This is a genomic window from Dokdonella fugitiva (assembly GCF_014138265.1).
GTDB classification, from domain to species: domain Bacteria; phylum Pseudomonadota; class Gammaproteobacteria; order Xanthomonadales; family Rhodanobacteraceae; genus Dokdonella_A; species Dokdonella_A fugitiva_A.
On sequence record NZ_JACGXL010000005.1, the window covers coordinates 365,801 to 379,355 of the forward strand.

Annotated in this window: 13 protein-coding genes; 10 read left to right on the plus strand and 3 right to left on the minus strand. The window is 70.9% G+C overall.

Annotated features, from left to right (window positions below; genetic code table 11):
* Window positions 1-50: 50 nt before the first annotated feature.
* Window positions 51-1,676, plus strand: a complete 1,626-nt coding sequence (locus FHW12_RS16320; RefSeq protein WP_182532098.1) for a hypothetical protein — start codon at window positions 51-53, stop codon at window positions 1,674-1,676.
* 27 nt (window positions 1,677-1,703) lie between these two features.
* On the opposite strand, the gene FHW12_RS16325 is transcribed toward FHW12_RS16320, so the two are convergent.
* Window positions 1,704-3,434 (minus strand): tetratricopeptide repeat protein, encoded by a 1,731-nt coding sequence (locus FHW12_RS16325; protein WP_182532099.1) that lies wholly within the window; start codon window positions 3,432-3,434, stop codon window positions 1,704-1,706.
* A gap of 175 nt (window positions 3,435-3,609) precedes the next feature.
* On the opposite strand from FHW12_RS16325, the gene dapB reads away from it, so the two are divergent.
* The 6 genes from dapB to FHW12_RS16355 all read left to right on the plus strand — a co-directional run bounded on the left by dapB (window position 3,610) and on the right by FHW12_RS16355 (window position 7,539).
* Window positions 3,610-4,413 (plus strand): 4-hydroxy-tetrahydrodipicolinate reductase, encoded by an 804-nt coding sequence (gene dapB / locus FHW12_RS16330; RefSeq protein WP_182532100.1) that lies wholly within the window; start codon window positions 3,610-3,612, stop codon window positions 4,411-4,413.
* 117 nt (window positions 4,414-4,530) lie between these two features.
* Window positions 4,531-5,136, plus strand: coding sequence for a hypothetical protein (locus FHW12_RS16335; RefSeq protein ID WP_182532101.1), 606 nt, complete (start codon window positions 4,531-4,533; stop codon window positions 5,134-5,136).
* A 134-nt stretch (window positions 5,137-5,270) separates the two neighbouring features.
* Window positions 5,271-5,777, plus strand: a complete 507-nt coding sequence (locus tag FHW12_RS16340) for a hypothetical protein (protein ID WP_182532102.1) — start codon at window positions 5,271-5,273, stop codon at window positions 5,775-5,777.
* 110 nt (window positions 5,778-5,887) lie between these two features.
* Window positions 5,888-6,733, plus strand: coding sequence for a helix-turn-helix domain-containing protein (locus FHW12_RS16345; protein ID WP_182532103.1), 846 nt, complete (start codon window positions 5,888-5,890; stop codon window positions 6,731-6,733).
* A 30-nt stretch (window positions 6,734-6,763) separates the two neighbouring features.
* Complete coding sequence (locus FHW12_RS16350) at window positions 6,764-7,123, plus strand: VOC family protein (protein WP_182532104.1); 360 nt, start codon at window positions 6,764-6,766, stop codon at window positions 7,121-7,123.
* Between the two features lie 2 nt (window positions 7,124-7,125).
* The gene (locus FHW12_RS16355) at window positions 7,126-7,539 is read left to right on the plus strand and encodes an SRPBCC family protein (protein WP_182532105.1); all 414 of its coding nucleotides are present in this window, start codon (window positions 7,126-7,128) and stop codon (window positions 7,537-7,539) included.
* Here FHW12_RS16355 and FHW12_RS16360 read toward each other — a convergent pair.
* Window positions 7,530-8,144 carry a TetR/AcrR family transcriptional regulator gene (locus tag FHW12_RS16360; RefSeq protein WP_182532106.1) on the minus strand — a complete coding sequence of 205 codons (615 nt, stop codon included), beginning with the start codon at window positions 8,142-8,144 and terminating at the stop codon, window positions 7,530-7,532. The two genes, FHW12_RS16355 and FHW12_RS16360, sit on opposite strands and share 10 nt — an antisense overlap.
* 50 nt (window positions 8,145-8,194) lie before the next feature.
* On the opposite strand from FHW12_RS16360, the gene FHW12_RS16365 reads away from it, so the two are divergent.
* Window positions 8,195-8,686 carry a hypothetical protein gene (locus FHW12_RS16365; protein WP_182532107.1) on the plus strand — a complete coding sequence of 164 codons (492 nt, stop codon included), beginning with the start codon at window positions 8,195-8,197 and terminating at the stop codon, window positions 8,684-8,686.
* Between the two features lie 3 nt (window positions 8,687-8,689).
* Here FHW12_RS16365 and FHW12_RS16370 read toward each other — a convergent pair whose 3' ends face one another.
* Window positions 8,690-10,120, minus strand: coding sequence for an aldehyde dehydrogenase family protein (locus FHW12_RS16370; RefSeq protein WP_182532108.1), 1,431 nt, complete (start codon window positions 10,118-10,120; stop codon window positions 8,690-8,692).
* Between the two features lie 144 nt (window positions 10,121-10,264).
* Between FHW12_RS16370 and FHW12_RS16375 the strand changes: the two genes are divergently transcribed.
* The gene (locus FHW12_RS16375) at window positions 10,265-10,837 is read left to right on the plus strand and encodes an ECF-type sigma factor (protein WP_182532109.1); all 573 of its coding nucleotides are present in this window, start codon (window positions 10,265-10,267) and stop codon (window positions 10,835-10,837) included.
* Window positions 10,838-10,912: 75 nt separating this feature from the next.
* Complete coding sequence (locus FHW12_RS21645; protein WP_182532110.1) at window positions 10,913-13,432, plus strand: choice-of-anchor Q domain-containing protein; 2,520 nt, start codon at window positions 10,913-10,915, stop codon at window positions 13,430-13,432.
* Window positions 13,433-13,555: the final 123 nt, after the last annotated feature.

A 13,555-nucleotide genomic window follows, 5' to 3' on the forward strand; every position in this document is an offset into this window, starting at 1 on the left:
CGCCAGGCTGCCGTGCACGTGGAATGGCGCGCGTCGTTCGGGGATTTTTCATGGGGTTGATGGGAATCGTGGCGTCGGTCGTCGCGCTGGCTTCGATCGAGGCTGTTGCCGTCGAGACGCCGGGTGTGCCGATCGCATTCAAACCTGCCGCCGTCGTCGACGCGCAGGGGCGCATCGACGTGTGGGCGTTGCGGCGCGACGTCGCCGAGGTGGAGGCGCACCTCGCGAGCGACGACACCGACCATTGCTGGCCCGAGGGCGACGAAGGCGAGGAGCCGAGCGCGGCCGAGGCGGCGCGCGCGGAAGCGGCCTCGCGCGCGTGCGTCGCGGCGACCGCGCAGGCGTACGCCGACTATGCGCGTTATCGCGACGCGCTCAATGCGGCCTGGCTCGCGCCGCTGCGCACGGCGATCGAGCACGGCGACGCGGTTGCCGAAGTGATCCTGCGCCAGTGCAGCACGACGCCCGTACTCGATCGCCGCGGCATCGAATCGACCTGCGACGACGACGAGGCGCGCCAGGCGATCGCGCGCACGCGCCTCGGCAGGATCGGCTTCGTCCCGGCGATGGACCCGCAGCGCGACATCGTCAACTGGCAGCGACAACCGGACGGCAAGCGCGCGCTGCGCGAGAACCAGCAACGCGTGCTCGAGGCGTTGCGCCACGGCGCGATGGCCTTCGACTTCATCGACATCGACGCCGGCGGCAACGTCGCACGCGACGCGGACGAGTTCGACGCGTTCCGCCGCTGGGCGGTCATCGAAGCGGTGATGCAGGATGCGCCGCGCGCGTTCACGATCCTGCCGCATACGAACAGTGCAGGCTGGAAGACCGCGGCGTTCGCCGAGTTGCACCTCAATCGGACGTCGCTCACGCCGGGCTTCCTCGCCTGGGGACCCGAGCTCTACTACGGCGGGTCGCCGAGTCCGTGGAGCGGGATCGACTACTGGCGTTCGGGTCCGAAGATCGTCTTCTACGGCGACGCCCAGGTCGCCGCGGCGGGGCCGGACGTAGCCGCGTTCCGCCGCGAACGTGCCGACACGCTCGCGGCTGCCGAAGCCGGCGTCGACCGCTACCTGCAGCAGGATCCGCGCTGGGCGGTATTCCTGCTGCATCGCGTGGGGCACCACGAATGGGTGCCCGACGGCATGCGCAGCGACACCGGTCGCCTCGATGCGAGCTGGGACGGCGAGTGGGAACTCAAGCGCGAGGCGACGAACTGGCTCGGGCCGATGCACGAGGCGCGCGGCCATGCGCGCATCCGCCGTGACGCCGACGGCAACGCGCGAATCGACGTCCACGCCGAACAGGCGGCCGAGCCGGTGCGCGACGTCGAGGACTGTGCCCTGCGCTACAGCGGAGGCCTCACCTATTTCCCGCAGGTGACGGCCGCCGGGCAGAGTCCGCAGCTGACCACGCTCGGCTACTTCTACGACGGCGGCGGCACCAAGCCGGGCAGTTTCGGCGCAGACGGTGCCAACGCCGCGGCGGTCGCGCCATTCGATCCGCGCAAGCGCTATCGCCAGGTGCTCATGCAGTGCGCGAATGCGGAAGCGGCCGACAACGATCGCGTGCGCTTCCTGCTGCTCGCCGGCGACGTGCTCGTCGAGTTCGCGGTCGCGACGCCGTTCTCGGGCAAGGATCTGCACGTGCGCCACTACGAGCGCACGCGCTGATCCACGCGTGGCGATGCGCGTGCAGCGTCAGAGCACCGACGCGGTCAAGGCGACGTCAGCGTCCTTCCAGGCCGCCTTCAGGCGCTGCCCGGTCGCGGCTGCATCGCGCGTGCGGCGCTGTGCCTTCTGTGCGGCGGCGAGCCCGTGCAGCGCCCAGCCGTTGTCGGGATGCTGGCGCAGGTCCTCGCGGTAGACCGCCTCGGCCTCGGCCGCCTTGCCGGCCTTCAGCAATTCGGCGCCGAGCAGGTGGCGCACCGGCACGAACCAGTCGGCCGGTTCGTTGTAGGCGAGGCGATCTTCCTTCGCGGCCGCGTCGCGCAGCAGCGCGATCGCCTCGTCGCGCTGGCCGCGCGCGAGGGCGATGCGCGCGCCGGCGACCTGCGAGGCGACCGCGACGAGATCGCCGGCGCGGTTGAGCCCCGCCGGCGCGTCCTTGGGCAGGCTCGTCGCGATCGCGTCGAGCGCGGCCTTTTCACGCGCCGCATCGTCGGGCTTGCCGGTCGCCGCGTACGCACTCGCGCGCACGTAGTGCCACGCCGCGCGCATCGCAGGCAGGTCGGCAGCAGGTTCGGGTTCGGCGAGGAGGTCGGACCAGCGCGCGAAGCGCTCCATCGCGAACCACGGCTGCGCCGCGTACCAGTCCAGCCCCGCGCCCATGTGCAGCATCATGTCCGACAGGTGCGTGCGCATCGTGCGCGTGGCCTGCAGCGATTCGGCCGAGCGGCCCTGCATCGCAGCCGCGTAACCGAGGAACTGGTAGTTGTGCGCGAGGTACATGCCGTAGTACGTCCATTCCGCCGGCTTCGCGCGGTCCATGTAGGCGAGGTCGACGCGCACGCCTTCGCGGTTCGCCGCCGCCGATTCCGCGTAGCGGCCGACGCGCTGGAAGATGTGCGACGGCATGTGCACGATGTGGCCGGCGCCGGGTTCGAGTGCGGGCAGACGCTCGGCAGCGGCGAGCGCTTTCTCCGGATGCGGCGAGGCCTCGACCGCGTGGATGTAGTAGTGGTTCGCGCCAGGGTGCTGCGGGTTGCGCGCGAGCACGCGCTCGAGCGTCGCGACGATCTCGTCGGTGCCCGGCGCGGCGACGCCGTCGTTGCTCCAGAGCTTCCACGGATTCGCGGTCATCAGCGCTTCGGCGAAGAACACCTGCACGTCGTCGTCGTTCGGAAAGCGTCGCGCGACCTCGCGCATCGCGTTCGCGTAGGCGACGTTGTACGGCTGCATCGCCTCGGGCGAGAGTGCGTCGGGACCTGCGTAGCGCGTCGCGAGTGCCGCCGCGAGCGCCTGTTCGACCGGCGCTGCGTTCGCGGCGTGCTGCTGCGCGGCCTGCACCGACTGCCACAGCGCCTTCCAGCGATCCGGCATCGCGGGCATGTTGTAGTTCGGCCCGAGTGCTTCACCCGCGCCCCACCAGCACATCGCGCACTGCGGATCGAGTTCGATCGCACGCGCGAACGAACGCGCGGCCTCGTCGTGGTTGAACGCGTAGATGAGGCGCAGCCCCTGGTCGAACCAGGCCTGTGCTTCGGGCACGCGCGTCGTGACCGGATGCGCGTACGTGCCGAGGTCGTCGAACAGGCGCGCACCTTGCGCCCACTGCGCGAGCGTCGGACCCGGCGAGGCGGGCGACGCGGGAGCGGGCGGCTGCGCCGTCGTCGAAACGTGCGACGAGGCCTGCGACGCGGGGGCATCGGGCCGCGCGCAAGCGGCCGTGGCGAGCGTGAGGACGACGGTCGTTGCAGCGATGCGGTTCATGACCCCTCCAGCGTGGACGAGCTGGACACCCGTGCGGCGCCACGCGCCGTCTTCGCATTCTGCACAATGACCCGCACGATGTGCGATCCCTTGCGCGCGCGCCGTTGCGGCGCGCGCGCAGGCACCGATAATCGCGCCCGGGATCCGGCCAATAGGGCCGAACGGGAGAGCTTCGATGCGGATCAGGACATGCCTCGCGGGCGCGACCGGCTGGGCCGGCTCGGAGCTCGCGCGCGGGATCGCCGCCGCGTCCGACCTCGAACTGGTGGGCGGCGTGTCGCGCAGCGGTGCGGGACGGAGCCTCGGCGAGCGGATCGGTGATCCGCGCCTGGATGGCGTGCGCCTGCATGCGACCGCGGCCGAAGCGCTCGCCGCGGGTTGCGACGTGTTCGTCGAGTACACCGGGCCCGAGTCGGCGAAGGCGAACGTGCTCGCCGCGCTCGAACACGGTGCGCACGCCGTCGTCGGCACGTCGGGCCTCGCCGACGATGACTACGCGGAGATCGACGCGCTCGCGCGGGCGCGCAGCCTCGGCGTGCTCGCCTGCGGCAACTTCGCGCTGACCGCGGTGCTGCTGCAGAAATTCGCCGAGATCGCCGCGCGGCACCTGTCGCACTGGGAGATCATCGATTACGGCAGCGCGGGCAAGCGCGACGTGCCGAGTGGTACCGTGCGCGAGCTCGCCTTGCGCATGTCGCAGGTGAAGCCGCCGGAGCCGACCGTGGCGGCGGAACAGGCGATCGGCCCCGCCGCGACGCGCGGCGCGAGCCTCGCCGGCACGCAGGTGCATTCGTTGCGCCTGCCGGGCCAGGTGCTCGGCGTCGACGTCGTGTTCGGCATACCCGACCAGACGCTCGTGCTGCGCCACCAGGCCGGCAGCAGCGCGAAACCGTACGTCGACGGCGCGCTGCTCGCGATCCGCCGCGTGTCCACCCTCGTCGGCGTGCATCGCGGACTCGATCGCGTGCTCGATGCATGACGCGCCCGCCACGAGGCGCGAAAAATATGCGAACATCTTCGTAGATGGCGGCATGCTTCGATGCGATGCGCGTCGCATCGAGGCGCGACCGGATCAACGCATTTTCGCGGAGCTTCCATGGGCAAGCCGTTGCGGATGTTGCTGTCGCTTTCGCTGGTGTCGTGCGCGGGTTGCGCAGGCGTGCGCCTCGCGCCGCTCGGCGAGCACGCACAGGTGGTGCTCGTCGGTGCGAACGCACCCGCGGACGCGGCCGAAGTGAACTACCTGCGCGTCTACCGCGACGTCCGCTGCAACGGCGCGCGCACGCGCGGGCTTTCGACCGGGACGGAGGACCCGAGCGACAAGTCGCTCGAGGTCGAAGGATCCCAGCGCGTGTTCCTGTTCGGCACCTCGGAGCGCTGGGCCACGCGCGGCGCCGAGGGCGACCCCGGCGCGGTGGACCTGGTCGGCAACCGCTGCGAGTACCTCGTCAGTTTCATCACCGAACCGGCCCATACCTATCGCGTCTCCGAGGATGCGGGCGAAGCGGGCTGCCGCATCTCGGTGGTCGACGAGCAGACGTCGCGGCCGCCGCCCGATCTCACGGAGCACGACTCGACCCTGTGCAACGAGCTCGGGCGCAAACGACAGCCCACGTCGGTCACGCCGCGACAGGCGGCGTGCCGGAAAGACGTGCCGCCCACTGCGGCCGACTACGTTCCCTCGCTCGCGCGTTGCACCTGACGGCGGGCGCCGACGGGACACTGATGCGCCCGGGCGGGATCGCCCGCGGATTTGCGCTATCGTGCGCATACCGGCCGGCATGTGGCGGGCGCCACATCGCACGTCGCCGGTTTGCGAGTCGGAGGAGAGTAGCGATGAACGCCTTCCTCAGGTGGCTGGCATGCGCGGGCGCGGGGCTCGCGCTGGTACAGGGGGTCGCATCCGCGACCGAAGACAAGGGCGAGGGCCGCGCCGAGAAGATGCTCAAGGCTCGCGGTGTCGCACCGACGGCGGCGCAGATCGATGCGAACGCGACGCTCGAGGCGATCCTCGACCGCTCCGGCGCCGATGCGTGGTCGCACGACAAGGGCGCGCGCATCCAGGGTACGCTCGTGCAGGTCGAGGACGAAGCCGACGGCGACACCCACCTGGCGATCGCGCCCACGGGCGGCGAGACGAACACCGCACGCTGGATGATCGTCGAGGTGACCAAGGCGTCGCGCGCGCACGATCCGTCGCTCGCGTCGGCGAAGCTGAAGGCGCTGCGCGGCAAGCACGTCGCGGTCACGGGCTGGCTCTACTACGAGCCGGACGACGCCTCGGAGGACCCGCGCGGCACGCGCTGGGAGCTGCATCCGGCGACGCGGATCGAAGCGCTCTAGCGTGAGGTCGGCGCGGCGCGCGGTCGGCGCGCCCGGCGGGCGCGCCACGGGCATCATGCGCGCAATCGCGGCGGTTGCGGCCGCCGCGGTACCCCGCTAGCCTCGTTTCGATGCAGGTTTCGACGCTCCTCGAACGACCGTTGCTCGCGGTGCGCGACTATCGTTGCGAGGCCGGGCCGTCCGATCGCCCGTTCGTCGAGTGTTTCCGCGAGCATTCGATCTCGTACGTGCGGCGTGGAAGTTTCGGCTGCCGCGCGCGCGGCGAGCGGCACGAACTCGTGGCCGGTGCCTTCCTGATCGGCCACCCCGGCGACGAGTACCTCTGCACGCACGACCATCACGCGGGCGGCGACGAATGCCTGTCGTTCCACTTCGAGCCCGCGCTGATCGATCGCCTCGACGTTCGCGGCACGACCTGGCGAGCGGGAGCGATGCCGCCACTGCCCGAACTCGTCGTGCTCGGCGAACTCGCGCAGGCGGCCGCCGGCGGCGGCAGCGACGTCGGTCTCGACGAAATCGGCCTGCTGCTCGCACAGCGCCTGCTCGACCTGCACGCGGGCCGCGCGCGCCCGCGCGATGCGGCGAGCGCGAGCGATCGTCGCCGCGTGGTCGAGACCGCGCTGTGGATCGACGCGAACGCCGCCGAGCCGATCGACCTCGACGCCGCCGCGGCCGAAGCCGGCCTCAGTCCGTTCCACTTCCTGCGCACGTTCGGCCGCGTGCTCGGTGTCACGCCGCACCAGTACCTCGTGCGCGCGCGCCTGCGCCGCGCCGCGCGCCTGCTCGCCGATGACGCGCGGCCGGTCACCGACGTCGCCTACGAGGTCGGTTTCGGCGACGTGTCGAACTTCGTGCGCACGTTCGGGCGGGCCGCCGGCATGTCGCCGCGCGCGTTCAGGCGTACCGCGCGCGGCGACCGCAAGATTCTCCAAGAACCGTCCGCCGCAGACGCCTAGGCTGGTCTCTTCCAACGACGGGAGAGCAGCATGTACGATCATCTCGGCCTCAAGGTGAAGGACCTCGGCGCCAGCGCGCATTTCTATCGCGCAGTACTCGCGCCGCTCGGCCACGTCGCCGACGCCTCGGGCAGCGGCTTCGGGCCGCCCGACGCGCCGGGGCTGTGGCTTTACGAGCACGCGCAAGGTGCGACCGGCGGTACGCACGTCGCGTTCCGCGCGGCGAACCGCGCCGCGGTCGACCGCTTCCACGCGCAGGGCCTCGCCCACGGCGGGCGCGACAACGGCGCGCCGGGGCTGCGGGCGGACTACGCGCCCGACTACTACGCGGCGTTCCTGCTCGATCCGGACGGCAACAACGTCGAGGCGGTCTGCATGGAGGCGCGCTGAGCATGGCGACGATCGTGCGCGAGTTCCTGCTCGACGCGGCGCCGGAGGAGGTCTGGGACGCCGCGCGCGACGTCGGCGCGCTGCACACGCGGCTCGTCCCGGGCTTCGTCGTCGACACCGTGCTCGAGGACGGCGCGCGGCGGGTCACGTTCACCGGCGGCTTCGTCGCGCGCGAACGCATCGTCGACGTCGACGACGCGCGCCGGCGCATCGCCTGGAGCGTGGTGGGCTCCGCGCACCGCGAGCACCACAGCGCATCGCTGCAGCTGTTCGCCGACGGGGCGCGCACGCGCGCGGTATGGATCGCCGACGTACTGCCGAACGACGCCGCGCCGGCCGTCGACGCGATGATCGGGCAGGGCATCGCGGCGATGCAGCGCCGCTTCGCCGCCCCCTCGCTCGCGGCTCAGCGGTAGTCGTCGACCGCTTCGGCGACGAGGCGCTGCACGAGCGCCTCGATCGCCTTCGCGCCGCGGCCGCGCAGGCACAGCATCGCGTAGAACTCGAAGCTGGTCAGCGCGAACAGCACGTCGACGAGGTCGGCGTCGGCCTTCTCGCGGCGCGGGAACAGGCGGCGCACGAGTGCGCCGAGCGCGTGCCGGCGGCGTTCGGTGCGCTCGGCGAGGCTCGCGGCGAGGTCGTCGTCGAGGCGGATGACCGCGTGGAAGCGCGGCATCGCGCTGCGATGCGTGGCCCAGAAGCGGCAGAACACGCCGACGAAATCGCGCAGCGCCGCTTCGGGGTCGGCCTGGCCGATCACCTGCGGCAGGTCGAACAAGCCGCCCACGCGCGCCATGTCGTCGAACAGCGCTTCGAGCAGGCCGCGCTTGGACGCGAACCGGTTGTAGACGGTCAGGCGCGTCACGCCGGCGACGCGCGCGACGCCGTCGAGGGAGAACGCGGGCTGCTCCGGCCCGCCCGCGAGCACGTCGCGCGCGGCGGCGAGGATGCGCGCACGCGTTTCGTCCGCGGCGGCATCGCGCACGGCACTGGAATAGGCACGGGGTCGCTTGACAGTCATCGAATTGGATATACAGTGTGTATATTCGATTGGCGATCGGGAGTACGGACGTGTTCGATATCGCTTTCATTGTGCTGGCGCGGGCGATCCATGTCATCGCCGGCGTGACCTGGGCGGGGGCGATGTTCCTGCTCGCGGCGGCGATCCTGCCGGCTGCGCGCGATGCCGGCGGCGGCGCCTGGTTCGGCGCGCTCATGCGCCGCATCGGCCCGTTGTCGGGCATTTCGGCGCTGCTCACCGTGCTGTCGGGTGCCTATCTGTTCTTCGGGTTGCACGCGCACGACGTCACGCTTGGCGGCTGGGTGCTGCGCACGGGCGCGATGGCGGCCGTGCTCGCGATGGTGGTCGGCTTCGCGGTCGGTCGACCGGCCGGGCTCGAACTCGCGCGCCTGCAGCAGCCGGGCGAGGACACGCCCGAGCGTCGCCAGCGCATCGGCATGCTCGGGCGCCGCGTCGCGCTCAGCGTGCGCGCCACCGCCGGGCTGATGGCGTTGTCGGTGCTCGCGATGGGCGTGTTCCGCTACGTCGTCGCGCTCGGCTGAGGTTCAGCCGCGCAGCACCATGAGGCGGCGCTCGGTCATGTCCTCGATCGCGTAGCGGATGCCTTCGCGGCCGAGGCCGGAGCGCTTCACGCCGCCGTACGGCATGTTGTCGACGCGGAAGCTCGGCACGTCGTTGACGACCACGCCGCCGACCTCGAGCCGGTCCCACGCGCGCGTCGCGTGCGCGAGCGAATCGGTGAATACGCCGGCCTGCAGGCCGTAGTCGGAATCGTTCACGCGCGCGAGCGCGTCGTCGAAGTCGTCGAATGCGCAGAGCAGGGTGACCGGGCCGAATGCCTCGAGCCGATGGATCTTCGCGTCGCGCGGCACGTCCTCGAGCACGGTTGCTTCGAGCCGGTTGCGCTCGCGCCCGCCGCCGCAGAGACGTTTCGCGCCGGCGCGTTCGGCTTCGGCGATCCACGTCGCGAGGCGCTCGGCCGAGGCTTCGTCGATGAGCGGACCGAGGAACGTGTCGCGCTCGCGTGGATCGCCCGCCTTGAGCGCCTTCGTCGCGGCGACGAAGCGAAGGCGCAGTTCCGCGTAGACGGATCGATGCGCGTAGACGCGCTGAACCTTGATGCAGCTCTGGCCCGACTGGTAGTAGCTGCCGAAGACCAGGCGTTCGACCACGCGGTCGATGCGCGCGCCGCCCTGGTCCGCATCGACGATGCAGGCGGCGTTGCCGCCGAGCTCGAGCACGACCTTCTTGCGGCCCGCCTTGGCCTTGAGGTCCCAGCCGACCTGGCCGCCGGTGAACGAGAGCAGCTTGAGGCGTTCGTCGGAGACGAATGGCCCGGCGTCCTCGATGCGGCACGGCAACACCGAGAACGCGCCCTTGGGGAGGTCCGTCGCGGCGAGCACCTCGCCGATGATGAGCGCGCCGATCGGCGTCTTCTCCGATGGCTTGAGTACGAACGGGCAGCCCGCGGCGATCGCCGGCGCGACCTTGTGCGCAACGAGGTTGAGCGGGAAGTTGAACGGCGTGATGAACGAGCAGGCGCCGATCGGCACGCGCTGGACGAAGCCGCGATAGCCGTCGGCGCGCCTGGAGATTTCCAGATTCAGTACCTCGCCGTCGATGCGCACGGCTTCTTCGGCGGCGACGCGGAACGTGTCGACGAGGCGCGTGACTTCGCCTTCGGCATCCTTGATCGGCTTGCCCGCCTCGATGCACAGCGCGAGCGCGAGTTCGTCCTGGCGCTCGCGGAAGCGCGCGACGCACTGCTCGAGCACGGCCTGGCGCGCGTAGGGCGGGAACGCGCGCATCGCGGGTTCTGCCGACGCTGCCGCGGCGATCGCGTGTTCGATCATGCCTGCGTCGGCGAGGGCGACGCGCGTGGCGACCTCGCCCGAATACTTGTCGCGCACCTCGAGCGCCTCGTTCGGCTGCACGGCTTCGCTCGCGAGGTAGCAGGGATAGCGGTTGCGCAGCATGGGATTCTCCGGGTGCGACGGGCGCGAGCGCCTACTCTAAGCAAACGCGCTGAACGCCGGCAGCATCGCCGTGCACGCCTGCGCGCCGATGGCGCGCCCCGTGTTCCGGCGTGGACGATCCTCGCGGCCTGCTAGACTCGCGCCATGGCGAACGGGGCAGGGGACACGGCGGAGATCGAGGCGCTGCTCGACGGCGTGCGCAACGGGCGCGCGGACGCGACCGACCGCCTGTTCGCGCTGCTCTACGACGATTTCCGCTCGCAGGCGCACGTGCTGCTGCGCGTCGGTCCGCGCCAGACCCTGTGCACGACCGAGCTCGTCAACGAGACCTGGCTGCGCCTTTCCGGCCGCACGCTGTCGGTCGAGAGCCGCCGACACTTCTTCAACCTCGCGGCGCGCGCGATGCGCCAGCTGCTGATCGACCGCGCACGCGTGCGTGGCGCGGGCAAGCGTGGCGAAGGCGGCGAGGCGCTCACGCTCGGCGCGGCGTCCGACGTCGCCGCCGACGAGCCGTTCGACGTGCTCGCGCTCGACCGCGTGATGACTGAACTCGCAGCGACCGATCCGGCGCTGGCGGAACTCGCCCAGATGCACCTGTTCGGCGGTCTCGGTTTCGGCGAGATCGCCGAGCTGCGCGGCGTCAGCGAACGCACGGTGTTCCGCGACTGGCGCACCGCGCGCATGTTCCTGCTGCGCTTCATCACCGGCACGGACTGACGGCGCCACCGGGCGCTGTCAGTGGCGCGCCCGCGCTTTCGTAAGGATCGTCAGGACCCTTGCGGAGATCGCGTCGTGTCGTACCCCCGTTCCACCGGCCTGTCCGGCCTGCTGCTGTTCGTCCTGCTCGCCTTCTGCGCGCCCGTGCACGCGACGACCGTCTGCGTATCGAGCGCGGTCGCGCTGAAGAACGCGCTGACCGCGTTCGACCTGCAGCCGGACGGGTCGACCTATACGATCAAGGTGGTGCAGGGCACCTACCCGGTCGGCGCCACGCTCGCGCAGATGTACGGCGAGATCGGCGGAGGCGAGGTCAACCTCAAGCTGCTCGGCGGCTACGCGGACGGCTGCGGCAGCCGCACGCCCAATCCCGCCAACACCGTGCTCGACGGCCTCGACGCGGCGCATTCGGGCATCGGCTTCCTCATGCGCGGCGACAGCAGCGCGTTGATCGAAGGCATCACGTTCACGCGCTTCAAGGGCGCCGGCAACGTGCCGTACGCGGAGAGCGAAGTGCTGCTCATCGACGCCGAAGGCAGCGGTTCGGACGCGCAGGTGTTCGAGGTGCGCCAGTGCCGCTTCACGCACAACAGCGGGCAGAACATCGTGCGCATGTCCGGTGCGCAGCTACGCTTCGTCAACAACCTGATCTGGGACAGCACGCTCGCGCAGGAAGCGCAGGGGGTCGACAAGGGCGCATTCACGGTGACGCTCGACGCCGACCTCGACGCCGCGGTCACCGCGACCAACAACACGATCGTCGGCACCACCGGCGGCCCCGGCATGCGCATCGGCACGCTCATCACCGGCGACAGCGGCCGCCTCAGCGAAGTGACCGACAACATCCTCTGGAACAACCCGTCGCTCGACATCCAGTTCACCGGCGGCACCGACTACGTCTATCCGCTGACCGCGAGCTACAACCTGTACGCGACGGCGAACGCGAACTTCCCGCAGAGCCCGACCGACCTGCATTCGGATCCGCACTTCGTCGACCTCGCCAACGGCAACCTGCATCTGGCGAGCAATTCGCCGGCGATCAACAAGGGCGCGTTCCTGCAGCTTTCCGGCTTCCCGGCGCGCGACCTCGCCGGCGGCGCGCGCGTCGTCGGCAGCCGCATCGACCTCGGCGCCTACGAGTCGTCGATCGACGACTCGACGACGGCGATCGTGACGAGGACCTCGGACAACGGCAACAACGGTTCGCCGACGCCGGGCTCGCTGCGCGCGGCGATCAAGGCCGCCAACGCCGCGGCCGGCCCGTACACGATCCGCTTCAACGTCGCCGGCAGCTGCCCGCGCCTGCTGTCGCTCGCCGCGCCGATGCTCGACGTCACCGGCGACGTGACGATCGACGGCACCACCCAGGCCGGCTGGGCGCCGAACACGCACTACGGCGCGTTCGACGCGAACCTCTGCTTCTACGTCAACGGCGCCGGCAACGCGAACACGCCGTGGGCGCTGCACGTGCCGTCGAGCGCGCCCGCGAGCGCGCGCCTGGTCGTGCGCGGGCTCGGCTTCGCGGGCTTCAACGACGCGGCGATCAAGCTCGAAGGCGGCCATGCGCATTCGATCGCGGGCAACCAGTTCGGCGCTGTCGCGTTCACGCCCGCGAACGCTAGCGCGATCCGCGTGACCGGCAATTCCGGCGGCGCGTTCATCGGCGGCTACGACGACGAGGCTGCGGTCAACCTCGTCGCCGGCAGCAGCAGTTCGGGCATCTATCTCGACAACGCGGCCGGCGGTTCGGTGGTCGCCAACAACGTGATCGGCTTCCAGGCCGACGGCCTCGTCGGCGGCCCCAATGCGAACGGCGTGTACGCGTTCAACTCGAAGAACAACGTAGTCCAGTACAACTACATCGGCAACAACCTCTCGAGCGGCGTGATCCTGTCCGGCAGCGGCTCGAGCGGCAACCGCATCCAGTACAACACGATCGGCATGGCCTACGACGGTTCGCCCGCGGGCAACGGCAGCGCCGGCGTGCTGGTCAGCTTCGCGGCGAAGGACAACACGATCGGTGCGCCGCTCAACGCGACCTGGGGCGGCAACCTCGTCGTCGCGAGCGCGGGCGCGGGGGTGTGGATCTCGCCGTCGGGCGGCACCGGCAACAGCGTGCTCGACAACGCGTTCCAGGGCAGCAGCGGACTCGACATCGACCTCGCTTCGGTCGGCCCGAGCGCGAACCAGGCGACCAATCCCGCCGCGGGTCCGAACGCGTTGCAGAACTACCCGGTCCTCGCGAGCGCGACGCGCGACCTCGTCAAGGGCATCGAAGTCGTCGGCGGAACGCTGACGAGCGCGCCGAACACGACCTATCGCCTCGATCTCTACTATGCCACGGTGTGCAGTTCCGCCGCCGCGGGGCGCGGGCTCGCGCAGGTCCCGCTGATGCGCACCGCCGTGACGACCGGTGCGCTCGGCAGCGTGCCGTTCACCGCGAGCGTGCCGTTCTCGTGGGGCGGCCTGCCGCTCGGCGTGATCAGCGCGACCGTTACCGATCCCGCCGGCAACACGTCCGAACTCGGCAATTGCATCGGCGAGACCGACAACGATCCGATCTTCGCCGACGGCTTCGAGGACGCCCACGGCTGACGCCCGCTCGCGCCGTCGACGCGCGCGCGTCGTGCGGGCCGCGCGGCGATTCCGGCGGGCGAAGCACCGGAATCGCGTGATACTTGCGGCATGCCGCATTAGGATGCGCGTCGACGGGGAGTC